Source organism: Lysinibacillus sp. C5.1 (assembly GCF_016350185.1).
Classification (GTDB): Bacteria; Bacillota; Bacilli; order Bacillales_A; family Planococcaceae; genus Lysinibacillus; species Lysinibacillus sphaericus.
On sequence record NZ_CP066226.1, the window covers coordinates 2482720 to 2507971 of the forward strand.

Genomic DNA, 25252 nt, shown 5'->3' on the forward strand with positions numbered 1-25252 from the left:
TGTGACTTTTGAAATCATGAAGTACTATTTCCTTTTGTATTGAATTCAAGGCTCATGATGAAATCTCCTTCATATCATTGTAGATTAAAGAGAAAAAGTGTAAAATACTTGTTACAAACTATTAGTACCAAGTGTTATTATTTGGATGAAAGGAGTCCACCTATGTTAAACGGACTTATTATTTTATGTGCCTATCTCATCGGCTCTATACCTTCTGGGTTATGGATTGGCAAAATATTTTACAAAACAGATATTCGCGAGCATGGTAGTGGCAATTTAGGGGCTACCAATACTTTCCGTATATTAGGAAAAAAAGCGGGTTTAGTGGTGACGGTGATGGATGTTTTAAAAGGAACAGCAGCCGTGTTACTAGTGACGCTACCAGTATTTGCTGATGTCACGATCCACTCACTTATTTTAGGGCTTGTTGCGGTCATTGGACATATGTTCCCAATCTTTGCAAATTTCCGTGGCGGTAAAGCGGTTGCTACTTCAGCTGGCGTCCTTCTAGGCTATTCTTGGCCTTTATTCATTTTACTATTCATCACTTTTATCGTAACATTAAAGCTCACGAAAATTGTCAGCCTCACATCCATGATTGCGGCACTCGTCGCATTAATTTATTCGATAATCTATTATTTTGTGACAGGCGACTTTGCATTAGGGATTTTAGTAGCCTTTTTATTTACCTTTATCATTTATCGACACCGAGCAAATATTTCGCGCATTAAAAATGGCACGGAGCCAAAAGTTAAATGGCTTTAAAAATGAAAGGAGTTCTCGCATGAATATCGCACTGACAGCGCAAGCTTTACAATGGTTTAAAAATGAAATGGAAGTCGAAAAAGGTGATTCAATTCGCTTTTATGCTAGATATGGTGGCTCAAGTCCATTTCATGAAGGTTTTTCCCTAGGGATGACACGTGAAGAACCAATTGAGATAGGCGTTCAAACTGTAGTAGACGATGTCACATACTATATTGACGAAAAAGATTTATGGTTTTTTAACGATTATACCTTACACGTTGATGTAGACGAACAACTTCACGAATTAAAGTATGACTATAAAAAATAACACAGTATTTCCTTTCGCTATTGAAAGGAAATGCTGTTTTTTTTTCAAAACTAAACCATCTTAAGTTAACTCGTTTTGGTTTAGCTCTCCGCAAAATTGACCATCCTCATACTAGTCAATCTATACTCTGAGGAGGAATATAAATGCCCGTTTCAGAAAACAACAATACCTCCCAACAGCCATTATCGAATTTACTGCACACTTCGCTTTCAGAAAATATTTTTACAATCAAAGAAGCACTTGGTCATAGTAATGATGTGATTATTCGTGAAATTATTATCGACAAACTTGATTGTTTAGCTATCGCCATTATCAACATTGATGGTATTTCTGACAAAACTGTTATTACGGATTTTATACTTGAAAATCTACTGCTTGAAATTGACAACGAACCGGAAAATAAAATTGACAACATAAATGACTATATGAAAAAACATTGTTTAGCGGTAGGTGATGTAAAAGATCTTTTTGATTTTACCGCATTATTTACGTCCATTTTAAATGGTGAGACCGTCATTTTATTAGCAGGGCAATCCGTGGCAATTGGAACAGATACTAAAAACGCAAAAGATCGAGCCGTCACCGAGCCACAAACAGAATCTGTGATTAGAGGGCCCCGCGAATCTTTTACTGAAACATTGCGGACCAACACAGCACTCATTCGTCGCAAAATAAAAAGCCCTAATCTTTGGATAAAATCTCGGGTCATAGGAGAGGTAACCCAAACAGATGTAGCTGTTATGTATATCAATGGCATAGCCAATGACAAAATTGTACAAGAGGTGCTTGACCGACTAGATCGAATTAAAATTGATGGTGTATTAGAAACCGGCTATATTGAGGATTTTATTCAGGACTCGAAATATTCCATATTTCCAATGATTTATAATACAGAACGGCCAGATGTTATTGCCGGTGAATTATTAGAAGGTCGAATTGCGATATTAGTGGATGGAACACCTCTTGTGTTAACCGTCCCTGTCGTATTTACATCCTTTTTACAGGCTGCAGAAGATTATTACCAAAATTGGATTATTAGTTCCCTAATCCGCCTTTTACGTTTTTTTGGTATTTCGCTTGCATTAATTATGCCTTCTTTATATGTGGCTATTACGACCTTTCATCAAGAAATGCTTCCGACGCCAATGCTTATTAGTATCGCTTCACAGCGAGAAGGCGTGCCCTTCCCCGCCGTCGTTGAAGCACTAATTATGGAAGTTGCCTTTGAAATATTGCGAGAGGCAGGTCTACGGATGCCAAGAACGATTGGTCCAGCCGTATCCATTGTCGGTACGTTAGTAATAGGACAAGCTGCCGTGGAAGCTGGCGTAGTATCCGCGGTGATGGTCATTATCGTGGCATTAACAGCCATTTGTAGTTTCCTGTTTCCTTCTTACAGCTTATCAAATACGATTCGTGTCCTACGCTTCCCTCTTATGATATTAGCTGCGATTTTTGGTTTATTTGGGGTGATGTTCGGCATTATGATGATTATCCTTCATTTATGTAGTTTAAGATCTTTTGGTGTTCCATATATGAGTCCATTCGGGCCATTAATTGTAAAAGACCAAAAAGATGCGATGGTCTTGTTCCCACGCAGAAAGTTATTGACAAGACCCCGACTGGTTAGTCAAAAAAATAATGTTCGAGAACAACAATATCACGAAAAAAAGAACTAAACATTAAAGTGCAAATGAGGAATCCATCATGTCAAACAGAAAGATGATTTTGTTATTCTTAATCCTCACTTTATTATTGAGTGGTTGCTGGAGTAAGCGAGAATTAAACGAATTAGCAATCGTCGTGGCACTAGGTATCGATAAGGTCGATGAGGATTTTGAAGTTTCCATTCAAGTAGTAGATCCGAGTCAAATTTCTTCAAAGCAACCATCCAGTGGACGCGCACCCGTTGTTACCTACCATGCTAAAGGAAAAAGTGTGTTTGAGGCCATTAGAAGAATGACAACGTTAACACCTCGGAAACCTTATTTTGCTCATTTGCAAATTGTCGTAATAGGTGAAGAATTAGCAGAGGCAGGCTTAAACGAACCACTAGATTTTATTGCAAGAGATCATGAATTTAGAAACGACTTTGATCTTGTAGTATCTCATAAAACAGCGGCAAAAGAAGTGCTGAATGTCTTAACACCCATTGAAAAAATGCCCGCCAATAAATTATTAAATTCGATCAAGGTGTCGGAAAAATCATGGGGCTCAACCTTATCTGTTCGCACAGATGAATTGCTCAACACCCTTAGTGGTAAAGAAAAAAGTGCCGTTTTATCAGCAGTTGAGATACAAGGAGATTTGCAATTAGGGATTGACCAAACCAATGTAGAAAGAATTAAAACACCTGTTATTTTAAAATATGCGGGTATCGCTATGTTTAAAGAGGATAAATTAGTCGGGTTATTATCAGAAGATGACAGTATTTATTTTAATTACTTGAATAACAAAATTAAAAGTACAGTAGAAGTTCTCGCGTGCCCTAAAGGTGGAGAGTTATCCACTGAAATTACGAGTTCGTCCTCCAAAATTAAAGGGACTTTCAAAAATGGTACGCCGCACATCACGATAAAAATTGATGTTACGCAAAATATTGGTGAAGTGAATTGTGCCATTAATTTAACCCAAAACCACACCATTCAACAGATCGACAAAAAGACAGCAGAAAAGATAAAAGCACATACAGAAAAAACTTTAGCTATTATTCAGAAAAATTATAAGCTCGATTTATTAGGTTTTAGCGAGGCACTCCATCGCAGCGATCCGAAAAAGTGGGAAAAGATTCATAAAGAATGGTCAACACTTTATCCAACTGTACCTGTTACGATCGATGTACAGGTCACAACTCAAGGATTAGGAACAATCCAAAACTCATTATTGTACAATTCAAAGGAGTAACTCACGATGTTCATTAGCATGATCGTCATACTTGTTTCGTTGATGATTGCTTATATTATGATTCCCCCATTGTTGAAAAAAGGCGAAAAAAAAACAATATTCGCCTTTTCTATTTTATTGTTTATAGGCGCCATTTTAAATATCGCCATTGGTTTAAAAATAAATATCCCTAGCCCATTAGATTTTATTACATTTATTTTTACACCTATTAGGAAAATGTTATTATCATTTTTTTAATAAGAATGACTAGAAAGGGTAGTGACTAATGGAAAAACAATTACTTAGTGCCAGACAATTTACAATCATTACCCTTCTCCATTCTATCGGGACGGCCATATTAATTGTGCCAGCGAGCATTACAAAGCAGCTTCATCAAGATGCATGGATTGGCGCAACTATTGGCGTCTTATTAAGCTCTTTAATTGTAAAATTGTATACAAGCCTTGGAACTCAAACACCGCACCTTACGTTTGTCGAAGCAAATGGAAAAATTTTAGGTAAATTTTTTGGAACTTTGACCTCTCTAGGGTTTATCACTCTCGCATTTTTTTCAGCTAGTGAATTGTTATATTTTATTGGCATCTTTATGCAAACAGAAGTAATGCCCGAGACACCTACTTTGTCCTTTGCTGTATTATTTACCATTATTCTTGTTTTTGCATCGTTTCTAGGCATTGAAGTGTTTGCACGGTCAGCAGAAATCCTATTTCCTATATTTCTATTTATATTTATTGTATTTCTTGTTTGTATTTCGCCTCAAATTAATATTGAAAATATCCAACCTATTTTTGAAACAAAGACAACATCTTTAATAACCGGTATTCTTAAATTTATGAGTATTTTTTCATTCCCGCTCGTTATGTTACTTATGATTTTCCCTTCTGCTGTTAATATACCGAAAGCAGCACAAAAAGGATTTTATTTCGGCACGCTCTGCGGAGGAATTGTATTAATTATCATTATCGCCCTCTCAACACTCGTAATTGGTCCAACGAATACTTCCATTGAGTCATTTCCTAGCTATGCACTGGCTCAACGGATTTCTATAGGCAATTTCTTTCAACGTGTTGAAATTGTTATGGCTGTCATGTGGATTATCTCCATCTATATTCGAACTTTTCTCTATTTTTATGCTTCTGTAATAGGTATAGCACAAATCCTAAATATTAAAGATCCACGACCATTGATTTTGCCATTAGGAATGTGCATGATTGCGTTGTCTCAAATTGTTCATCCGAATATTGTGCATTCTAATAATTATAATCAAAAAATTTGGCCGCTATATTCAGGCTTATTCACTGTCTTGTTAGCCTTATTATTACTTGTCATTGCAAAAATGCGAAAGATAAAAAGCAAAACAGCTGGTGATTGTTCAAATCAACAAACTGACCAAAGTACATTGAACTCAAGTGAAACACCATAAAAAATCCAATTTCTCAGTATTTCGATTGAGAAATTGGATTTTTTAAATCTTCACAAAAGCAAATGGAAAGCGACAAATTAGATATGGTATTCAATTTCATCAACAAAATCCCATTCATACGGCGTTTCTTGATAAACATAGTAGTTTAGCCAATTGGAGAATAATAAATGGGTATGTGCTCGCCATGTATTAATAGGTTCTTTAGCTGGGTCATCATTCGGGAAATAGTTAACAGGCACTGCAATGTCGATTCCTTTTGCCACATCGCGACTATATTCATCGGCTAGTGTTGTCGCATCGTATTCTAAGTGCCCAGTAATCATAATATTTTTATTATCTTTTGATTGGACAATAAAAACGCCTGCATCTTCTGAATACGATAGTAAACGTAATTTCGGATGATTGCGTACTTCTTCGATTGAAACAGAAGTATACCGCGAATGTGGTGCTGTAAATAAATCACTAAATCCTCTTACTAAATCGACCGTTAAATCCGTAATCACATGTGAATATACACCCGAACACTTTTCTGGTAATTCAAATTTTCCGATGCCATAGTGATGATATAAGGCAGCCTGTGCACCCCAACAGATATGCAAGACAGATGTGACATTCTTAGCAGACCAATCCATTATCTCTGAGATTTCTTCCCAATAATTCACTTCTTCAAATGCCATTTTTTCCACTGGTGCACCCGTAATAATCATCCCGTCAAAGCGACGATGGCGTATCTCATTAAATGTTGAATAAAAGAGTTGTAAATGCGATTTACTAACATTTTTAGACTCGTGTGTTGCCGTATTTAAAAATGTTATATTGACTTGTAATGGCGTATTTCCAAGCAATCGAAGTAATTGTAATTCTGTTTTCTCTTTTTCCGGCATTAAATTAAATATTAAAATATTTAACGGACGAATTTGTTGTGTTTTGGCACGATCTTCTTCCATGACGAATATTTTTTCCTCACGTAAATGTTCTCCAGCTGGTAAGTTTTTCGGAATATTAATTGGCATATTGTTGTCCCCTTTTCTTTCATTTTTTTCTCTCTATGTAAATTAAAAAATCCCCCTCATTCCATAAGAGCAAGAATGAGAAGGATAATTATCACGTTCACTCTTATCTCTCAAAGGAAAAATCCTTTGGTGGAATTAGCACCTTTCTAACAATGTTAGAGGTTGCTGAAGCGTCATAGGGCCAAATCCCTCAGCTTCTCTTGATAAGATTATTCAATTAAAAAGAATTGTATCATGAACAATTAAGAATTTCAATAATACATAGAATATTTTGTATTTAAATGAATGGAAGCTTATGAATTGTTAAACACTACTATCAAGTTATATTTTTGACAGCCAGTCCCAATTCTAATAGGCATACACGAAAATTAATGGAACCAATAAATCGTAATGGCAATCATAGAGGTATTATGTTAACATATACCTTTAGTAACAGAGAGGAACGTGAATATTTTGATTAAAATTGAACTCCCAAAACCAGACTTAGTAATTCGTCAACGTGAGCAAGTATTAAAACCAGGGGATGTAGAAATTACGCCTTTCCACGGATTTATTGATTTCCATAAAATCACTCGCGAAAAAGGTGGCATTTTCTTATTTTATAATGAAAAAAATGAGCTATTATTTGTAGGGAAAGCACGTAAAATTCGCCAACGTATTAAAAAGCATTTTGAAGATAATGTATCACCAATGAAAAAATACCGTGATGAAATTTTCAAAATCGAAGTGTATGAAATTGATGATCCAATGGAACGTGAAATTTACGAAACATATGCGATTAACACATTCCGTGCAAAATATAATCTAGATAAAGTATTTTATTAAGATTCAAGCCGTTAGCATACATGATGCTAACGGTTTTTCTATTCTATAGTGGCAAAAAGAAAAACCCCAAGCGTTGTCACTCGAGGTTTTCATCATTAGATAAATAGTTTTTCATCTTTAAATTTATGAGCTGTTAGCCAACTGACGATAACAAAGATAATCAATGAAGCTACTATCGGGATGGTCACCGTATGCATACCAAAAATCGTCGGATAAAAGCGATCAATCATAATATATAACGTCATGCCCGTAATCATGGACGCAATCGCCCCGTATTTATTGGCTTTTTTCCAATACAACCCTAGGACAACTGACCAAATAAAGACAGCCTCTAAGCCACCAAATGCAAATAAATTGAGCCAAACAAGTAAATCTGGCGGATTTAACGCAAATACAACGACTGCCAAACCAATCACCGTTGTTACCACGAAGCTAGCACGCTTGATTTCTCGATCATTGGCAGTGGGCTTGATATAGTTCAAATAAATATCCTTTACCACTGTTGAACTAACTAGCATCAGCAACGCATTCACGGTAGACATCGTCGCTGCCATCGGTGCTGCTAACACAATGCCCGCTAAAAACGGCGGCAACACTTTTAACGTAAGCAACGGCATTACCTTATCACCAATTTCAATGCCAGGAATTACTGGACGGGCTAATACACCAATCAAGTGCATCCCGAACATAATTGTCCCAATAGCAATTGTGCCAATAATAATCGCTAAATGCATGCTTTTGGAATCTTTATAGCTCATGGCGCGGACTGCTATTTGAGGAAGCCCTACCACACCAATGCCGATTAAAATCCAAAATGTTGAGACGTACAATGGTGTCAGTTCCCCTTCAGCACCAAATGGTGACACTAGGTTTGGATTTTCCGCAACAAGGGACGTCATAATTTGATCGATGCCACCACCGGCAACGATTGTCCCAATCAGTAAAATTACAGTACCAATCACCATAATGGAACCTTGAACCGTATCCGTTAACGCTACAGCACGGAATCCTCCGATAATCACATAAATTAATACTGAAACAGCAAAAATAAAGAGTGCTGCTGTATAGTCAAGACCTGTTAATGATTCAATTAAGCGCGCGCCCCCGACCCATTGTGCCATCATCGCAGAAAATAAAAAGACAATAATACTAATCGCTGACAATATAACGATGACATGGCTTTTGTAGCGTTCACGTAAAAAATCAATTAATGTAATCGCTTGATAGCGGCGAGCAATAATGGCAAATTTCTTGCCTAGTATCATCAGTACAAAATAGCCTGCTGGCAGTTGAGCCATCGCTAACAAGACCCATCCAAGCCCTTTATTATAAGCAACACCCGGTCCACCGATAAAGCTGCTTGCACTACCATACGTGGCAATCATCGTCATTGCTAGGATAAAGCCGCCCATTTCACGACCGCCAAGAAAATATTCCTGTAAAAATGAATTCGATGAACGAACATGCTTATTCGCCCATATGCCAATCCCAAAAATAATAATTAAAAAAACAAGAAGCGGAAAAATAACTTGCCAATGCATTATTCATCCACCTCCCCGTCATCAAATGGTACCTCTTTAAAAAAGAGCTTTAAGACGAGCCAGATTAATACAATCATAAAACCTGTTCCAGCGATGCAACTATAGAAAAACCAAGCTGGGAAACCCAATACATACGAATACGCTGTTGGATCCCCCGAACCTAGACCATAGGCAAAGCCGTACCAAATCGCAAAGTTGACAAATACAAGCCCAATGCCAATAAGCGCCTCACGATGCGCAATTTTAAAGCGTTGATCTTTCAAAATAGAATCCCCCTAACCTACTCTATTTTACTGTGATGTAGGACTAATGGGAAGCATTGTGAGAAAAGTAGATAAAAAAAGCAAAAGTTAGCGAACAATCCCTATCAAATGGGTATCTTACAAGGCTCCAATCCGAATACGCTTTCTGCCTTTTCGGACGATTGTTGTGATTTTTGTGGCGATTTTCCCCCACTTATTGGCGGTGTCGGCGTCTTTCGTGGCGATTTCACCCATCTTACCTATCTTCAAGAGCTTTTTAATTGCAATTGAAGTGCTTTTTTATCAATTTTCCCAACAATCGTTTTTGGTAATTCATCAATCATAATAATTTTTTTCGGGATTTTATAGTGACCTAAATAGCTTCGACACAGGTTTTCTACTTCGTCTACTAACGTATCTGACTTATGATGGCAGACAATAAATGCTGTGACAATTTCGCCCCAATAATTATCTGGTGCTCCAATGACTGCCGCTTCTTTTACGAGCTGATGACGAAGTATGCATTGCTCCACTTCTTGCGGATAGACGTTCTCCCCACCACTAATAATCATGTCTTTCCTACGACCGACGATATAAAAATACCCTTCTTCATCCATTGTCGCTAAATCACCAGTCCTTAACCAGCCATCTCGTATCGTATTGTCGGTTTCCTGCTGATTATTCCAATAAAATCGAAACATATGCTTGCCTCTAACGAACAGTTCGCCTACTTCATGGGCAGCGCAGCTTTCACCCGCTTGATTGATAATTTTCGCCTCATTAAATTGCATACTTTTACCCACTGCCCCCTTTTTGACATAAGCCTCTTCACGTGAGATATAAAAATTGTTCGGTCCAGCCTCTGTTAAGCCATAACCTTCTTTAAAAAAAAGTCCCTTTTTAAAAAACGCATCATATATCGGCAGAGGGCACGGTGCGCCGCCAGATAAAAACACTTTTACAGTGGGAAAACTACTTTTGTGAAAATAGTTTGTCGTTATCATGGCTTGATACATCGTTGGGACAAAAAGCGAAATCGTTGTCTTATAGAAATTAATTGCTTTGAGTGCTGTTTCCGCTTCAAACTTATCACCGATAACAACCGTCCCACCCGCCATTAACAATGGAATGGATAGTGCGTTAAGCCCACCCGTATGAAACATGGGCATATAGTTTAACGTACAATCGTCTTCACATAAACCCCAACTAATAATTGTATTAATTGCATTCCAATTTACAGAATTGAAAGACAACACTACCCCCTTTGCTTTGCCAGTTGTGCCACCTGTATAAATCATTAGCCAAGGTTCATTTAAATCCAGCTCTATTGAGCTCGCAATAGTCGCTGACGGCAGAACTTGTTGAATAGGGTACATCATTGCAAGTTGTAAAGGGCATGGTATTCCTTGGTCATATAAAAGTAAAGAAGGTGTAGCATCTGCAACAATTTCATTTAACTCCTCTGCACTTAAGCGCCAGTTTAAAGGAACATAAATCAGCCCCCGTAATCCACAAGCAAATAATATAGCAAATAAGTGACTATTATTTCGAGAAAAAACCGCTACTCGGCTACCTGATTGTAATCCTTGAACTTCAAAAAAATGGCTCCATTTGGCGATTTCAAGTGTTAATTGCCGATAAGTCCATTGTTCATTTGTTTCTAAGTTCACTAATGCTGGCCGATTCGGTGTTAAAGATGCACGATTTAAAATCCAGGCTTGCTCTGCAAACATCTTGAACTCCTCCTTTATCACATCATAATAGCGCCATCCACATGGAGTGTATGACCGTGGACATAGGAAGCCTCTTCAGATGCTAAAAATAAATAAGCATTAGCAATATCCCTAGGTGTACCTAATCGTTGAAGTGGCACGATTGCACGCATTTTTTCCAGTACCGTTTCAGGCATCTTTTTGACCATTTCAGTTTCTGTAAATCCAGGTGCCACCGCATTTACATTGATGCCTTTACGCCCTAACTCTTTTGCCCATGTTTTTGTCATACCTACAATCGCCGCCTTTGAAGCAGCATAATTTGTTTGCCCTACATTTCCATATACACCACTTACCGAGGAGGTATTAATAATTTTTCCGTATCCAGCAGCTATCATATGAACACTAACTTCTTGCGTGCAGTGGAAAACCCCTGACAAGTTGACATCAAGTACTTGTTGAAATTGGTCTTCTGTCATTTTTGACAACATGGCATCGCGTGTTATTCCTGCATTATTTACTAAAATATCAATGCGACCAGCTTGCTCGATCACAGTTGTCACAAGCTTTTTCACACTCTCTCTATCTGCTACGTTAACCTGCACGAATATAGCTTTTTCACCTAGTTGATTGGCTGCCATTTTTCCCGCGTTGTCATCAAAATCCGCAAGATATACAACGGCTCCTTCTTCTATGAATCGTTCTGCTGCAGCAAATCCTATCCCGTTTGCCGCCCCTGTAATAATGGCTACTTTATTGTTTAAGCGCATTGATTTTCCCTCCAAATTGTAAAAATGTTTCAATTTCAAATAGCAGTTGTTGTAAATCATCGATTAGCGGAGAATGCCCACAATTTTTTAAACTAACAAATTGTGCATGCTTTGCTAAATCGCCCATTGTTTCCTCATTCATTTGCTCCGTAATCACTAAGTCACGGTCTCCTCTTAACACTAAAATCGGAATGTTTAGTTGTTGTACTTCATTCGTCCCTTTCGCCACTTCATTATCTACTGCACTTAAATTAAAAGTATTTAACGCGTGGTAAACTTCGGCTAAATTTCTTTGTGTGAGCATATCGGCTACATAGGCATCATAGTGTTCAGGGTCGGGCTGACGATGGGTATAAATGAATGTATCCCAAATCGACTTCAGACCTTGGCTATTTTTTGTATCGTAGAAACCTTGTACCGTCTTTGTTTTCGACGTATCCATCAGTACTTCTTGATACGTGGCAGCTCTTTTGAATGCGGCTGGAATGCCCGTACCGAAATCACTATAAAATGGATACCCCCTTGTCGAAGCGGAAGCTAATAAAATCAGCCGTTGACAATAACCCGGATAATTTGCAACAAACTGCATGCATACTGCTCCGCCTGTGGACCAGCCAATCATGTCAAAATGGTCTAAGTCAATGGCATCCACAAATAGTTTGACATCATCACTAAAATCTTGAATAGCGCGAATAGGTTGATGATAAGATGAACCTCCAAAACCTCTTAAATCAATGGCATAAATCGTGTAGTTTGTATCTAGAGATTCCAACAGCACATCCCAATGTTTGGAGGAGGTCATATTACCATGAATACACAATAACGTTTGGTTACCTCCATCCCGCTTACGATAAGCCATTGTTTCCCCATTTTTTAGTTGAACCGTTTGTAACATCGTGCTTCCTCCCTATCCCCAGCGAATTGTTATAGCTCCCCATACATAGCCGATACCCGCACTAACAAGCGTGACAATGTCCCCATCCACAATACGCTTTTGCTCTAACGCAAGCTGTAATTATAATATTTGATCAATTTGTCCAATATGACCATAGTCTTGAAGATAAATGGATTGTTCCTCTTTCAAACCCAGTTCTGATAGGATATATGCGTGCGCAGAGCGCTTCATATGAAGCATGGCGATGTAGCGAATATGTTCTTCTTTTAATCCACTTTTCGCTAAAGATGTACGAATGACCTTTAAAAAATTATTTAAAGATTTTTGCTCAAGCCGTTCTTTCATACCGACTGGATCTAAAACATCTAATTGGTACAAGTTATTCGCTAAATCTTCTGGTGTCAGAGGCTTTTTAGTGCCTCCAACGGGGACAACAACATCCTCTGAAAAAGAACCATCTGTCATAATATCCGCCTCTAATAAATGGTTGTGCTTGTAATTTTTTTGTAAAACAATAGCACCCCCGCCAGCGCCCAAATTATACATAAAGCGTGTTCTCGGATTGCGATAATCGATAAAATCAACATTTCGATATCCTCCTGCAAGTAACACGGTGTGAATGCTGTCATCAGATTCCATTAAGCTTTTCGCTAACTTTAGTGCCATAATCGTCGTCCCACAGCGTAACTGCACATCGAATGCCCAAGCATTGACGGCACCAAGCTCTTCTTGCATTTTGATGGAAGCCGTCCAAAGTGGATATTCCTTATGTTCTTCTCCTATATACATCACGACATCAATTGTTTTAGGTTCAATCCCTGCTTTTTGTATAGCCTCTTGTGCAGCCCAAATGCCCATTTGCACCGTATGATCCTGTTCATCAGGAATTGGTTTTTCGTGTATACCCAATTTATGTCGAATAATGTGCTCAGGAATCATCGAACGTGCTGCAATTTCGGTTGCGGTCATTTTCCTTTTGGGCATATAGATTCCTGTACTGACAATACCTACAGTCATTCAAACCCCTCCTTTTCATGTGACAGGGCAGGTGGTGTTTTCCTTTTTGCTTTAAGCTTCCTTCTCCAATTCCAAATCATAAAACGGATGGAGCCTATAATCCCTTTTGGGAAAAAGATGACGGCTAAAATATAGAGAATGCCAAAGAAAATAATCCAACGTTCAAATATTGGATAATCTCTCGCCATGCCTGAAAGTGTATGTTGTGCATACTCAATCACGGCAGCACCAAGCAATGGTCCAACTAATGTACCGACGCCTCCAATAATCGTCATTAATAATGCATCTAGCGTGATGTCCATCGTCATAACACTTGTATTAACAAATCGTAATGACAGCGCATAAAGTGAACCCGCTAAGCTAGCTACCGTCCCAGCTATAATTGATGCGATTACTTTATAATGTAAGGTCTGAAATCCTAATGATTTTGTTCTTTGCTCATTTTCGCGCACCGCGATTAAAATACGCCCGGTTGGTGACTGTACGAAGCGATAGAGCGTAATAAAAACAACTACTAAACATGCGAGTACAAAGAAATAAAAGGTTATACGATCTTTAAACATTTCTGGTGCTCTAAATGTAAACCCGTCATTGCCATATGTAATGGAACGCCATTTTTCAGCAACAACTAAAAACAATCCAGAAAAAGCGAGTGTGAGCATCGCAAAAAAGTGACTTTTTAAACGCAAAGTTAGTAATCCAACAACAAAACTAACAATGCCTGCTAAAAACATCCCTACAACAATGGACAATAAAAAGATAGAAAGTGTCGTATCGACTTGCTTCAGCATGACTGCTGTTGTATAAGCACCTATTCCAAAGAACATGGCGTGCCCAAACGATACTATCCCTGTATAACCAAGCAAAATATCATAGCTCATTGCTAAAATACCAAAGATAAAAATTTGCGTTAATAAGATAATCAATGTCCTTGAATCATTGACGAATGGCAGAAGTACGAGGATGGCTAACATAAGAACAAAACTAAGATGCTTCCACGTCAGCTTTTTCATCATGTCGATCGCTCCTTCCCGATTGTAAATAAGCCTTGTGGTCGGAAAATTAACACGATGGTCATGAGGATCATATTGACAGCAAGTGATAACACCGGTACATAATAAGCCATAAAACTACCCGCAAGCCCTACTAAAATTGCAGCAAGCAGCGAGCCTGAAAAACTTCCCATCCCACCTATCACAACAACGATAAAGCCTAATATTGCATATTCCATCCCCATCTCGGCATAAATAACACCCGAATATGGGGCCATTAACATACCGCTCAATGCGGCTAAAGCAGCACCTACCATAAAGACATATAAGAATACTTGTTTAATATGAATACCAAGTGCTTGCGCCATTTCTTTATCCTGTACACCCGCTCGAACAATTAGCCCAATCTTTGTTCGCTTCAGCATGTATTGGAAAATCCCGAAAATCACAAAACCTACTACAATAATAAATAATCGATATTTAATTATAATGACATCGCCAAATTCCCAACTCCCTGCTAAATAGCTGGGTGTTTTCACGGACACACCATTTGGGCCAAACACGACCTTAATCATCTCTTGTAATACAAGCATTAACCCTAAAGTGATTAATATTTGTTGAATATGATTACCATATACTGGTGTAATAATAAACTTTTCTGTTAATAAACCTAAAATGGCACCTGCAACAAGCGCTCCAATAATGCCAATTAAGAAACTTTCTGTGTACATATACGTAAATATCCCTGCATAGGCACCCCAGACAAATAATCCACCATGTGCAAAATTCAAAACATCCATTAGCCCAAAAATTAATGTCAGCCCTGCTGCAAGCAAAAAGATTAACATGCCTGTAGCCAGCCCGTTAATAACCAAATTTACAATTAGCTCCAATAAACTACACCTCCTTTATCCGATGCCAAGATATTTACGCTTCAACTCTTCATTTTGGATAAGCTCTTTCATGTTTCCTGAATTTACTGTTTTACCATCATCAATTAATGTATACGTATCGCCAATTCGACTGGCCATCATAAAGTTTTGCTCCACAAGGACAATGGACGTTTGCTTCTTCATTTCAACAATGGCTTCCATCACTTTCTCCACAACAATTGGCGCAAGCCCTTTAGAAGGCTCGTCAATCAAAATCAATTGACTATCATTGATAAATGCTCTTGCCATTGATAGCATTTGTTTTTGACCACCAGAAAGATGGCCACCAGCTTTTTTCCAAAATTTCTTTAAATCCGGAAAAAGCTCTAGTACATACTGCTGTCGCTCCATAGCAGCCGTATTCTCTTTGCGCATCGCCACTTTCATATTTTCTTCTACCGTTAAATCGGAAAAGATTCCTTGGTTTTCGGGTACATAGCCAATACCTAATTTCGCCACTTTATGGGTTGGGCTTTTTTTTATCGATTGCATTTGAAATTGAACATCGCCTTGTGAAGCGGGTGTCAAGCCCATAATCGTTTTTAATGTGGTTGTTTTCCCCGCGCCGTTTCTCCCTAGCAGAACACTGACCTGCCCTGCCATCGCCTCAAAATTCACACCCTGCAAAATATGGTATTGCCCAATATGCGTATGAACATCATGTAATTTCAGTAAGGTGTTCATCATACAGACCTCCTAAATAAGCATTTTGTACGGTTTCATTTTGCATAATGGCATCTGGCGTTCCATCGGCAAGAAGCTGACCATTAAATAACACCATAATGGAATCAGACAAATCCAAAATCATATCCATCTTGTGTTCAATTAACAGAATGGTTTTATCCCCTTTATGTTTAATTGTTCGAATTACTTCTAAAATAGCTGGTACTTCTTCTAATGACATACCGGCAGTAGGCTCATCGAGCAGTAAAATTTCCGTATCCAGTGCAAGCAACATCGCAATTTCTAATTTGCGTTTTTCCCCATGCGACAGCATCGTTGTCAACGCATCTCTTTTGTTATGGAGTAAAACAAGGGTCAATAGCTCTTCCGCTTTTTCTGTAATTGCTTGATAACTTTTAAAATGACGAAACATTTGATAACGTATTTTTTCTTTAGATTGCACAGCTAGTCGCACATTTTCTAACACTGTTAAATTTGGAAAAACATTTGTAATTTGAAATGAACGGCCTAGCCCCATACGTGTTCTTTCAACCGAAGATGCTTGCGCAAGCGACTGTCCTTTAAAATACACATCACCAGCAGTGGGTTTTAACTCTCCACTAATTAGATTAAAGAATGTCGTTTTGCCTGCCCCATTCGGACCTATAATGGATTTCAAATGTTTTTCTGGCATTGTAAAATTCACATGATCGACCGCAATATGACCACCAAATCGAATCGTTAAATTTTCTGTTCGCAAAATAGGTTCCATATTAATCTCCTTTCCAATGTTTCTATTGCTCTTCACCTGCTCTTCCAAAGAAGAGATGAAGAGAGACAGAATGACATTGTTTTTCTGTCTCTCCAAGTAAAGGGGGATCTTCTAATTCGAAATCGGTGGTGCTGTTTCCTCAGGACTAAGCTCACGAATTAGCTCGGGCACTGGATAGTCAACACCCTCTTGTTGTTCTAAACGAATCGAATACATCGACTGTAAGGCTTGATGATCTTCTTTTCGGAAAGTCATTGTGCCTTTTGGCGTTTCAAATGACATTCCTTCCATAATGCCAATTAGTTTCTTTCCGTCCGCGTCCCCTTGCGATTTTTTCAACGCTTCTACAATCGAAATCGCGGCAGACATCCCACCAGGTGTAAATAAATCTGGTACTTCATCAAAGCGTTTTTGGTGCTCCTCAACTAACCATTGATTCACATCATTTTGTGGCAACGTATGATAGTACACCGAGAACCCTTCCATTCCTATTAGCGGATTCATAAACTTTAGGGCAATAATATCTGGCGCGCCTGTAGAAATTTTAATGCCTTTCTCTTGAATTTTAAGATCGGCAATTTGATTCCAAGGCGAGTTAGCCCCAGCCCACACAACAAATAAATAATCCGGCTTGGCATCAATCACTTTTTGCAAATTAGATGTAAAATCCGTTGCTGCTGGATCGGCATATTCTTCTAAAACAATGTCTGCACCTAGTTTTTCCGCCGCTGTTTTAAATGCTTTTACCCCATCCCAGCCGAATGAGTAATCAGGAGCAAATGTTGCAATTTTAACGCCCTTGTTAGCGATAGCAGCCGCTGCAGCATATGCATCTTGTGAGGAGTTTCGCCCTGTACGGAATATATAATCATTAAATTCTGCACCAGTAATACTATCAGCTACTGCTGGTTCAACGACCATAATTTTTTCGTATTCCTCTGCTAATGGCAGGACAGCGAGCGTATCACCAGAGCTAGATGAACCAACTAAAAAATCGACTTTATCATCTTCTAGCAGTTTGGTAGCCTTTTGTACGGCTACTTCGGGTTTCGTTTCTGTATCTTCATAGACAATTTCTATTTTTTTACCGTTTACCTCCATGCTACCGTTTGTTGCATATTCGATACCTAAGTCAAACCCACGCTGTGTTTGCTTTCCGTACGATTCTAAAGCACCTGTCAATGACGCCAGTACTCCGATTTTAATCGTGCCGCCTTGTTCTCCTTCCGCTTCCTTGGAAGCAGAACTGTCAGTGGAGCTTTCTTTTGCTCCTTCCCCATTACAAGCTGCTATCAACAAAGTCAAAACGGCTAACAGTAACACTAACCAATACTTTTTCATCCCAAAACCCCTTTCATTGTGAACTATAGAAAGCGCTTTCTTCGCCATGCATTTACTATATAAAAGTCCAGTTACAAATCAGTTACAAATTCGGAATCGTGATTGGAAGAAATAAAAAATGAGTTTGGCTCATGCCAAACTCATTGAAGTGATTTCTTTGCATTTCCCTCTTTTATACGAGTACTTGCGCTACAAGAAAAAAGAGCTATTCGTTTCTTCTACTCGATCTAACCATTCGCTAACAAGCACATGAAAAAGATGAGATTGTTCTATTTGGAGATTATGCCCTGCTCTATCTAAGATGGAGAATGTTGCTCTTGGGAAAAATTTAAGCAAGTCAAGGGCATCTTGATAGCCGACGACCGAATCTTGCTTGCCTAATAAAAACAGGCTCGGTTGGGTACTGCACCCCAAAAGTTAGAGTGAAAAACTAACTTTTGAGGTGATTTTTTATGACTAAATATAATGAAGAATTCAAATTGATGGTGGTTCAAGAATATTTAAGTGGCTCTCTAGGATATAGAGCGATAGCGAAGAAGTATGGTATAGGTGATTCTCCATTAAGGAGATGGGTCCGTGCTTTTAAAGAGTTTGGGCAAAGTGGCTTATCCGTTAAGAAAACGAAGCAGTTTTATTCTGTTCAATTTAAATTAGATGTATTAAACTTTATGAAACGAACAGGTGCTTCCTATCAAGATACTGCGATTCACTTTAACTTGAATGATCCAACTTTAGTTGCTAGTTGGTATCATCGTTTTTTAAAAGGAGGGATAGAGGGCCTGCAAAAAAAATTAAAGGGGCGCCCGTCTATGTCTAAGAAACAAAAATCAACAGCGAATAACCAAGAAAAAACAATGTCACGTGAGGAGCAGCTAGAACGCGAAAATGAACTGCTTCGTTTAGAGGTGGCGTATTTAAAAAAGTTGAAGGCTTTTCGAGAGAATCCAGATGCCTTCCTCGAAAAGCACAAGCTGCCATCGCCTTCGAACTTAAACAAGAAGGATTTCGATTAAAAGATATTTTAAAACAAGTGGATATTCCAGAAGCGACGTATCATTATCATATCAAACTGATGGGGCAAAAGGATCCAGACGTAGAGTGGAAAGTCTTGATTTTAGAGACTTTCGAAAAACATGAAGGTCGATATGGCTACCGGCGAATTCATGCGGAATTAAGAGTGCAAGGACATACAATAAATCATAAAAAGGTACAACGAATTATGAAAAACCTAGGGTTGAAATGTGTGAAATTCGTGCGTAAATCACGCTATAAATCATACAAAGGAACAGTTGGGAAAGTCGCTAAAAACCTTTTGAATCGTAGATTCAGAACGTCATATGCCCTTCAAAAATTGGTGACTGATGTAACTGAATTTAAATGTACAGATGATGAAAAATTATATTTAAGTCCGATCATGGATTTATATAATGGTGAGATTATTGGGTTAAGTATGTCAAAACGGCCGAGCCTAGATTTTGTGTTAGATTCACTTAAACAAGCGCTTCCAATTATTCAAAAGCGTGCTGAATATCGGACAACCATTCATTCCGATCAAGGATGGCACTATCAACACAATACATGGGTGAAAACATTGAGGCAGAACAGGATTTTTCAAAGCATGTCTCGTAAAGCAACGTGCGCAGACAATGCGGCCATGGAGAACTTCTTTAGCTTACTAAAACAGGAAATGTATTATGGAGAACAATTAATCTCTTATGAAGCATTACAAAAGAAAATAAAAGAGTATATCAATTATTATAATAATGTTCGTATTAAACAAAAACTGGCCGGCATGAGTCCGGTAAATTACCGAAAACATGCCAGCCAATTAGCTGCATAATAAAAACTCTAACTTTAAGGGGTCACTACCTTGTTGGAAAAGAATGTCCTTTAAAGCAAAGGAAAACCCATAGTTTTGCAGAATTTTTTCAAGAAAGTTTTCATCCGCCAGTTGACAGCCAACTAATACTTCATTCTTATATCGATTCCAGTTATATGCATCTAAGACCACTTGATGGGTGCTGAAATCGTCTACTTCTTGTTTCGTCAATGTGGCTAAAAAAGGTTGATTAGCTGCAACAATCGTATGTGCTGGCACAATGCGATCTTGTTTTTCGGGTACAATCATCGGACAAACAAGGGCAACACCTAAAATACGATCCTCAAGTTTCTGCATTATACCTCTTGTTAAGTACCCACCATAAGATTCACCCGCTATAACAAAAGATTGACTCGGCAAAACTGTCTGGATAAATTCTACTACTGCTTCTAACATATCATCTGTATTATGGATGTGTTCATAATCTTTTGTTTTACCCATACCTGGTAAATCAAGATAAATACGTTTCCATCCCTCTCGTTGCGTAAAAATCGGCTCCATACATCCCTTCATCAGTCGATGATCGGGAGTAAATCCGTGGAGCATAATAATAGGTTGTACTACACCTATCTCTTCATAATAGATTGTTGCATTCGTTACTTGACAAAATGGCATTTGAGCTCCTCCAATAATTCGACAGATATTACGAAATTATTTAAATAACATTTACAGCTTTACCTATGCTTGCTAGCTCATTATTAAATCATACACAGCCATTGTTGATTCCAACGGCGTTGTTTTGAGCTCTGTTTGTAATTGTTGTACACATCTTTCATACCATTTCAATGCCAGTGAGCGGTTATTCAATTGGTAATAACTATACATTAAAAGACGATACCCTTCTTCCCAAAGTATATCTTCTTGAATTATTTTCTCTGCATAAAAAATGGCTTGTTTAAACTGATGTTGGCGCGTGGCATTTTGGGCTAATCGTTCAAGTACTTCAATATATAAAGTCTGTAATTTATCACGGTCTTGCGTCAACCAATCAATTTGCTTTTTTTCTGCATATAAAACATCTGTCTAACTATGCGCAGCCAGTTGTAGCCACTCATCCGAAAAATGAGGGTCAAACTCCTCCATCCCTAATGCATAATAATAATAAAATCGTTCGACATCTATATGCAAAAACTGAATATGCTGTAGCTGATACATATTGTTTTTGCGATGAATAAAAAAGCTATCCTGACGGGCATTTCGCCTTGGTTCTAGCACTTTTAACAAAGTATTTAAAACAACTTTAAAATCGCGATCTACTGTCTCCACAGAACGTTCTGGCCATAACGCAAGCGCAATTTCCTCTTTAGGCATATACCGTTGGCGATGACAATACAAATACACAAAGAGCTCCTTCGATTTTTCGCGTTGCCATTCTTTATCTCCCAGTTTCTTATGATTTCTGATTAAATTTAAACTACCAAATAAATTCACTTGTATGTCATCTGTAGGGTACACGATATTGCCTTCCATTTGAAAATCATTTCGCAATGTTTGAATTTCGGCATTGTCTAGCCCACAGTGTTCACTATACTGCAAAAGCTCATAAAAAATCATTAAATTTGCTGGGCCAAGAATCGATTTCCTTTGAAAAAAATAATGATAGCCATTAGCAATACAAGTACTAGCAAAGTGCTGAAAACATTGACAAAATAGATGGGCGTTTTTCTCTTGCAAGGCAATAACAGATTGATAGAAAAAAACATGCATCTCCCCATATTGATCGCCACAATCAAGAAATAGCTTATGTGCCTTCACTAATATTTGTTTGGCTTCCTGCCACTCCTGACATGAAATCATCACCTTCACTTCAGCAAGTAAAATAAGGGCTGTCATCCAAGCATCTTGTACTTGCTCCGTTTCCTGCAAACCTAAAGCTAAATATTTTCTGGCAGCAACGTTATCCCCTTGTGCATGTTTAGCAATGGCAAGTCCCATATAGGGTTCCGCCTTTACACGCGAAATATTAATGGTATTCATTAACGTAATCGCCTTTTCATAGGCTTCACAAGCTCCAGCATAATTCGGAAAATCTAATAATAGCAAGGCATGTGCTTTTCGATTGTAGCCTACTGCTTCAATAAAAATAGACTTTTCTCGCACGCCTCTTCGAATGCCATGCTGAGCGGTATACCACGCTTCTTTGCCTTGACCTAATAGGGAGAAAACAAAGGATGCTAAAAGTTCACTTTCCCTATGTGTAGCTACTAATTGCGGAGGCATTTCCAATCTTTCAATCAAAAGATTCTTTGCTTCCACTAGTTGACCCGTGCGTAATAAAATACGTACATCTACATTTGCCCTATGCAACACAGCTTCATTTAACTTGACTTCATCTATAAATTGTTGTGCCTTTTTTGCCTTTCCTAAATTCACTAGATTCTCTGCATACTGACGTTGCAATTCTAAAAGTGCTTCCTCACTTAACGCAGCTTCCGGAGCCAATTGTAAGGCACGCTTTAAATAGGGTTCTGCTAATGCAGGTTGGATTGTATCAAGATAAATGTGCGCTAATCCAGCCTGTGCCTTTGTCATATAGAGCACATCATGATTGCTTTTAGCCATCTTTTCAGTCATTTCGTACGCATATTTAGCCTTTTCATAATAGGCTCGATATCGATGGCACTCTCCTTCAAAAAAATAGAGACGATAAAATTTCACTTTTTCCGCCGCCGAAAAACGATGAATTTTCTCTAATAGCCACTCAAACTGACCAGCTTTTACTAGATTTTCCGCATAATCTTGCAATAGTGTGCCACTAAAGTTGGAATCATTTGTTTTAAATGCATGATGTAAAATAGCATGCACATCGTTTTCTTGAACGTAAAACAAGGCAGCTTTTTTATGCAATTGAACAAATTGTTGCGGATTTTTCTGCCATTTTAATTCTAAAAATCGACGAAATAAAGCATGAAAACGGTAAAAGCCATTTTCAGCCATTGGTTGAATAAATAAATGTTTTTGCAACAACTGTTTGAATGTCTCAGCAGTTTCACTCTGATAAAACTGCGCAATTAACGCTTCGGAGAAAGTAGGAAATATCGCTAATTGAAGTAATGTCTTTTGCTCAAATTTAGGCATCTTGAAGAAAACTTCCTCCGATAAGTAAGTAAACAAGTCGTTTGAATGGATTGTTAACCAGTGGTCTAGCGCTTCATAGTTCCATTGTTCAGCTAGTAATGTGATGGAGATTGCCCAGCCTTCTGTAATGTCCAATACTTTTAGTATTTCATCTTGTGACAAGTGTGTGGCTACATAGTCTTCAAAAAACACAGCAATTTCTTCAGCAGAAAATGCTAAATCCGTTTCTGTTATAAAATGAGCTTTCATCTGCATTTTTAATTTTCGAATGATATCCCATTTCGGTAGTGTTCTAGAGGCGATTATAAAATGAATATGAGGTGGCGAAAATTCAATAATTTTTTCCATAACATAGTTTATATGAAATTCATGGTCGACTAAATGATAGTCGTCAATTACTAGTAAAAAGGAGTGTTCAATCTCACATAAACTATTGACAAATATCTTATACCAACGATTCAATTCTTCAATTTTAGGAAAACGTGATACCTGATTCCAATTGTCAAATTGTACACCAAAGTGCGGTATCACTCGTTGAATACTATAAAGTAAATGTCTTAGAAAGGGTAATATATTATCATCCTCTTCGGAAACACTATACCAAGAAAACGGGCTCGATTCCGCATGTAAAAACTGTGCTAAAATTGTGGTCTTTCCGTAACCAGCACCACTATGAATAAAAGTACAGGTGTGTTCAAGACCTTTTTTTAGTTTTTTCATCAATACAGCCCGACGAATACAATGATTGGATGGAATTGGTGGAATACATTTCGATTGAATAATAATATCTGCTGTCATTTTTACACTAACCTCCCCATAAGAACGGTAAGACGGGTTGTGGAATAGACTACATTCCATTCTTTTTGAATAGTTAAATTATTGACAGTTTACCATATACTATATGTAGTTTTACATATTTCCAATAAATATTGCGATAAGCTATTATTTTATGTAGAAAATAATAGATAGAGAAATAAAATAATCCCGATTATCATGGCTAGATAATCGGGATTGGGGCTTTATTTTTATAATAGTTCCTTACGTAATTGTGCAGCTGATTTTGGAGATAACAGACCGAACGGAATATCGAATACTGTTTTTGCACCTTTTTCACCCGCTTGACTTAAGCGGTGTGCTGCACGTGCATAAGCCACAAGGACACTTGACGTGAAGTTTGGATTACTTTCAAGTTTTAACGAGAATTCTAAAATTTGTTTATCATTAGCGCCGCTTTCACCACTACGAATAACGAAGCCACCATGTGGCATGCCTGTATGGTTGGCATTAAACTCATCTTCAGAGATAAAGTTTACAGTTGTGTTATACTCATCGAAATAGTTCGGCATTGTTACAATTTCTTGCTCTACTTTTGCCGCATCTGCACCTTCTTCAAGCACTACCCAGCATTCACGTGCATGCTTTTCACGTGTAGTAAGCTCTGGATTCTCACCATTACGAACACGTTCAACAGCATCTTTGATAGGTAATGTATACTGTACAGCATTTTTAACCCCTTCAATACGACGAACTGCATCCGAGTGACCTTGACTTAAGCCATCACCCCAGAATGTGTACGTTGTACCTACAGGTAGTACTGCCTCGCCTAAAACACGATTTAAAGAAAATAGACCTGGATCCCAACCTACAGAGATAACAGATACTTTACCAGATTTTTGAGCAGCAGCGTCAACCGCATCGAAAAATTCTGGAATTTTCGCATGAGTATCAAAACTATCAATTGTATTAAACCATTGCGCAAAGTGTGGACCTTGCTCAGGTAAATCTGTTGCAGAGCCACCACATAAAATCATTACATCAATGTCATCTTGAAATTTTTCAGCATCATCTACTAAATATACGCTCGCGTTACTTGCAACGCTCACTGTTGAAGGATCGCGACGAGTGAATACCGCTACTAATTCCATATCTGGATTTTGTGAAATAGCGAATTCAACACCGCGCCCTAAATTTCCATAACCGACAATACCTACTCGAATTGCACTCATTAAAATTCCTCCTCACGTTAACGTAACAATGTGAAACCTTTCACGTTAATTCTACTTACAATAATACTGTGAGTTAGAAAAATTCACAATAGTTTGAGTACGTGTTTTTCTTTAGAAATTATACAAGTTTTCTATGATTTCTATACACATATGGCATGAATGCGGTTACAAA

The 25252-nt window shown here is 38.0% G+C and carries 22 protein-coding genes, 4 pseudogenes and 1 riboswitch; of the genes and pseudogenes, 9 read left to right on the forward strand and 17 right to left on the reverse strand.

The features are described 5' to 3' along the window. The first annotated feature begins 162 nt into the window (after positions 1-162). From plsY to I5435_RS11990, 6 genes are all read left to right on the forward strand, one after another. Entirely contained in the window at positions 163-765 is a 603-nt protein-coding gene (gene plsY / locus I5435_RS11965) for a glycerol-3-phosphate 1-O-acyltransferase PlsY (protein WP_024361785.1), read from the forward strand. 19 nt (positions 766-784) lie between these two features. Beyond that, complete coding sequence (locus I5435_RS11970; protein WP_024361786.1) at positions 785-1075, forward strand: HesB/YadR/YfhF family protein; 291 nt, start codon at positions 785-787, stop codon at positions 1073-1075. 143 nt (positions 1076-1218) lie between these two features. After that, the gene (locus I5435_RS11975) at positions 1219-2754 is read left to right on the forward strand and encodes a spore germination protein (RefSeq protein ID WP_337982305.1); all 1536 of its coding nucleotides are present in this window, start codon (positions 1219-1221) and stop codon (positions 2752-2754) included. A 28-nt stretch (positions 2755-2782) separates the two neighbouring features. Further along, positions 2783-3979 carry a Ger(x)C family spore germination protein gene (locus I5435_RS11980; RefSeq protein WP_337982306.1) on the forward strand — a complete coding sequence of 399 codons (1197 nt, stop codon included), beginning with the start codon at positions 2783-2785 and terminating at the stop codon, positions 3977-3979. Positions 3980-3985: 6 nt separating this feature from the next. Then, the gene (locus I5435_RS11985) at positions 3986-4216 is read left to right on the forward strand and encodes a hypothetical protein (RefSeq protein ID WP_024361789.1); all 231 of its coding nucleotides are present in this window, start codon (positions 3986-3988) and stop codon (positions 4214-4216) included. A 28-nt stretch (positions 4217-4244) separates the two neighbouring features. Next, complete coding sequence (locus I5435_RS11990) at positions 4245-5402, forward strand: GerAB/ArcD/ProY family transporter (RefSeq protein ID WP_337982307.1); 1158 nt, start codon at positions 4245-4247, stop codon at positions 5400-5402. Positions 5403-5479: 77 nt separating this feature from the next. Here the strand turns inward: I5435_RS11990 and metA are convergent, their stop codons facing one another. Beyond that, positions 5480-6415: a homoserine O-acetyltransferase MetA gene (gene metA / locus I5435_RS11995; RefSeq protein ID WP_337982308.1), complete on the reverse strand. Its 936-nt coding sequence runs from the start codon at positions 6413-6415 to the stop codon at positions 5480-5482. A 100-nt stretch (positions 6416-6515) separates the two neighbouring features. After that, a riboswitch (SAM riboswitch) is annotated at positions 6516-6625 on the reverse strand. A 243-nt stretch (positions 6626-6868) separates the two neighbouring features. Between metA and I5435_RS12000 the strand changes: the two genes are divergently transcribed. After that, entirely contained in the window at positions 6869-7240 is a 372-nt protein-coding gene (locus tag I5435_RS12000) for a nucleotide excision repair endonuclease (RefSeq protein ID WP_024361792.1), read from the forward strand. 95 nt (positions 7241-7335) lie between these two features. On the opposite strand, the gene panF is transcribed toward I5435_RS12000, so the two are convergent. The 12 genes and pseudogenes from panF to I5435_RS12060 form a co-directional block, all read right to left on the reverse strand. After that, entirely contained in the window at positions 7336-8781 is a 1446-nt protein-coding gene (panF, locus tag I5435_RS12005; RefSeq protein WP_024361793.1) for a sodium/pantothenate symporter, read from the reverse strand. Continuing rightward, positions 8781-9044 (reverse strand): YhdT family protein, encoded by a 264-nt coding sequence (locus I5435_RS12010; RefSeq protein ID WP_024361794.1) that lies wholly within the window; start codon positions 9042-9044, stop codon positions 8781-8783. The genes panF and I5435_RS12010 overlap by 1 nt, the downstream gene beginning before the upstream one ends. Before the next feature lie 245 nt (positions 9045-9289). After that, positions 9290-10756, reverse strand: coding sequence for a class I adenylate-forming enzyme family protein (locus tag I5435_RS12015; protein WP_337982309.1), 1467 nt, complete (start codon positions 10754-10756; stop codon positions 9290-9292). Positions 10757-10773: 17 nt separating this feature from the next. Next, positions 10774-11505 (reverse strand): 3-oxoacyl-ACP reductase FabG, encoded by a 732-nt coding sequence (fabG, locus tag I5435_RS12020; RefSeq protein WP_025219463.1) that lies wholly within the window; start codon positions 11503-11505, stop codon positions 10774-10776. Continuing rightward, positions 11489-12400 carry an intracellular short-chain-length polyhydroxyalkanoate depolymerase gene (phaZ, locus tag I5435_RS12025; RefSeq protein ID WP_025219462.1) on the reverse strand — a complete coding sequence of 304 codons (912 nt, stop codon included), beginning with the start codon at positions 12398-12400 and terminating at the stop codon, positions 11489-11491. The genes fabG and phaZ overlap by 17 nt, the downstream gene beginning before the upstream one ends. Before the next feature lie 12 nt (positions 12401-12412). After that, a pseudogene (locus tag I5435_RS12030) lies at positions 12413-13417 on the reverse strand (3-oxoacyl-ACP synthase). Further along, complete coding sequence (locus I5435_RS12035) at positions 13414-14433, reverse strand: branched-chain amino acid ABC transporter permease (RefSeq protein WP_024361799.1); 1020 nt, start codon at positions 14431-14433, stop codon at positions 13414-13416. The pseudogene I5435_RS12030 and the gene I5435_RS12035 overlap by 4 nt, the downstream one beginning before the upstream one ends. Then, on the reverse strand, positions 14430-15302 hold the full coding sequence (locus I5435_RS12040) for a branched-chain amino acid ABC transporter permease (RefSeq protein ID WP_337982310.1): 873 nt from the start codon (positions 15300-15302) through the stop codon (positions 14430-14432). The genes I5435_RS12035 and I5435_RS12040 overlap by 4 nt, the downstream gene beginning before the upstream one ends. A 15-nt stretch (positions 15303-15317) precedes the next feature. After that, positions 15318-16025, reverse strand: coding sequence for an ABC transporter ATP-binding protein (locus I5435_RS12045; RefSeq protein WP_337983869.1), 708 nt, complete (start codon positions 16023-16025; stop codon positions 15318-15320). Next, a complete protein-coding gene (locus I5435_RS12050) occupies positions 16000-16776 on the reverse strand; it encodes an ABC transporter ATP-binding protein (protein WP_025219459.1) in 777 nt (258 codons plus the stop codon). Before I5435_RS12050 ends, I5435_RS12045 begins: the two co-directional genes overlap by 26 nt. A gap of 111 nt (positions 16777-16887) precedes the next feature. Then, positions 16888-18117 carry a substrate-binding domain-containing protein gene (locus I5435_RS12055; protein WP_337982311.1) on the reverse strand — a complete coding sequence of 410 codons (1230 nt, stop codon included), beginning with the start codon at positions 18115-18117 and terminating at the stop codon, positions 16888-16890. A gap of 189 nt (positions 18118-18306) precedes the next feature. Continuing rightward, positions 18307-18516, reverse strand: a pseudogene (locus I5435_RS12060) (alpha/beta fold hydrolase); the annotation flags it as partial. A 53-nt stretch (positions 18517-18569) separates the two neighbouring features. On the opposite strand from I5435_RS12060, the gene I5435_RS12065 reads away from it, so the two are divergent. Both I5435_RS12065 and I5435_RS12070 read left to right on the forward strand, forming a co-directional pair. Next, positions 18570-19130 carry a helix-turn-helix domain-containing protein gene (locus I5435_RS12065; RefSeq protein ID WP_025220230.1) on the forward strand — a complete coding sequence of 187 codons (561 nt, stop codon included), beginning with the start codon at positions 18570-18572 and terminating at the stop codon, positions 19128-19130. After that, positions 19091-19957: pseudogene (locus tag I5435_RS12070) on the forward strand (IS3 family transposase); the annotation flags it as partial. The gene I5435_RS12065 and the pseudogene I5435_RS12070, both read left to right, overlap by 40 nt. Here the strand turns inward: I5435_RS12070 and I5435_RS12075 are convergent. The 4 genes and pseudogenes from I5435_RS12075 to I5435_RS12090 all read right to left on the reverse strand — a co-directional run bounded on the left by I5435_RS12075 (position 19946) and on the right by I5435_RS12090 (position 25080). Further along, positions 19946-20611 (reverse strand): alpha/beta fold hydrolase, encoded by a 666-nt coding sequence (locus tag I5435_RS12075; RefSeq protein ID WP_337982312.1) that lies wholly within the window; start codon positions 20609-20611, stop codon positions 19946-19948. The pseudogene I5435_RS12070 and the gene I5435_RS12075 overlap by 12 nt on opposite strands. Positions 20612-20683: 72 nt before the next feature. Beyond that, a pseudogene (locus I5435_RS12080) lies at positions 20684-20992 on the reverse strand (bacterial transcriptional activator domain-containing protein); the annotation flags it as partial. Positions 20993-21019: 27 nt separating this feature from the next. After that, the gene (locus I5435_RS12085) at positions 21020-23872 is read right to left on the reverse strand and encodes a winged helix-turn-helix domain-containing protein (protein WP_337982313.1); all 2853 of its coding nucleotides are present in this window, start codon (positions 23870-23872) and stop codon (positions 21020-21022) included. A 227-nt stretch (positions 23873-24099) separates the two neighbouring features. Continuing rightward, the gene (locus tag I5435_RS12090; RefSeq protein ID WP_024361806.1) at positions 24100-25080 is read right to left on the reverse strand and encodes a diaminopimelate dehydrogenase; all 981 of its coding nucleotides are present in this window, start codon (positions 25078-25080) and stop codon (positions 24100-24102) included. Positions 25081-25252 lie beyond the last annotated feature (172 nt).

Excerpts from the sequence above, each read along its gene's own strand:
- I5435_RS11990 (WP_337982307.1), top strand. The coding sequence starts at position 4,245 with ATGGAAAAACAATTACTTAGTGCCAGACAATTTACAATCATTACCCTT.
- I5435_RS11980 (WP_337982306.1), top strand. The coding sequence starts at position 2,783 with ATGTCAAACAGAAAGATGATTTTGTTATTCTTAATCCTCACTTTATTA.
- panF (WP_024361793.1), bottom strand. The coding sequence starts at position 8,781 with ATGCATTGGCAAGTTATTTTTCCGCTTCTTGTTTTTTTAATTATTATT.
- fabG (WP_025219463.1), bottom strand. The coding sequence starts at position 11,505 with ATGCGCTTAAACAATAAAGTAGCCATTATTACAGGGGCGGCAAACGGG.
- I5435_RS12035 (WP_024361799.1), bottom strand. The coding sequence starts at position 14,433 with ATGATGAAAAAGCTGACGTGGAAGCATCTTAGTTTTGTTCTTATGTTA.
- I5435_RS12045 (WP_337983869.1), bottom strand. The coding sequence starts at position 16,025 with ATGAACACCTTACTGAAATTACATGATGTTCATACGCATATTGGGCAA.
- I5435_RS12085 (WP_337982313.1), bottom strand. The coding sequence starts at position 23,872 with ATGACAGCAGATATTATTATTCAATCGAAATGTATTCCACCAATTCCA.
- phaZ (WP_025219462.1), bottom strand. The coding sequence starts at position 12,400 with ATGTTACAAACGGTTCAACTAAAAAATGGGGAAACAATGGCTTATCGT.
- I5435_RS12075 (WP_337982312.1), bottom strand. The coding sequence starts at position 20,611 with ATGCCATTTTGTCAAGTAACGAATGCAACAATCTATTATGAAGAGATA.
- I5435_RS12015 (WP_337982309.1), bottom strand. The coding sequence starts at position 10,756 with ATGTTTGCAGAGCAAGCCTGGATTTTAAATCGTGCATCTTTAACACCG.
- I5435_RS12090 (WP_024361806.1), bottom strand. The coding sequence starts at position 25,080 with ATGAGTGCAATTCGAGTAGGTATTGTCGGTTATGGAAATTTAGGGCGC.
- I5435_RS12065 (WP_025220230.1), top strand. The coding sequence starts at position 18,570 with ATGACTAAATATAATGAAGAATTCAAATTGATGGTGGTTCAAGAATAT.
- I5435_RS12055 (WP_337982311.1), bottom strand. The coding sequence starts at position 18,117 with ATGAAAAAGTATTGGTTAGTGTTACTGTTAGCCGTTTTGACTTTGTTG.
- I5435_RS11985 (WP_024361789.1), top strand. The coding sequence starts at position 3,986 with ATGTTCATTAGCATGATCGTCATACTTGTTTCGTTGATGATTGCTTAT.
- metA (WP_337982308.1), bottom strand. The coding sequence starts at position 6,415 with ATGCCAATTAATATTCCGAAAAACTTACCAGCTGGAGAACATTTACGT.
- I5435_RS11975 (WP_337982305.1), top strand. The coding sequence starts at position 1,219 with ATGCCCGTTTCAGAAAACAACAATACCTCCCAACAGCCATTATCGAAT.
- plsY (WP_024361785.1), top strand. The coding sequence starts at position 163 with ATGTTAAACGGACTTATTATTTTATGTGCCTATCTCATCGGCTCTATA.
- I5435_RS11970 (WP_024361786.1), top strand. The coding sequence starts at position 785 with ATGAATATCGCACTGACAGCGCAAGCTTTACAATGGTTTAAAAATGAA.
- I5435_RS12050 (WP_025219459.1), bottom strand. The coding sequence starts at position 16,776 with ATGGAACCTATTTTGCGAACAGAAAATTTAACGATTCGATTTGGTGGT.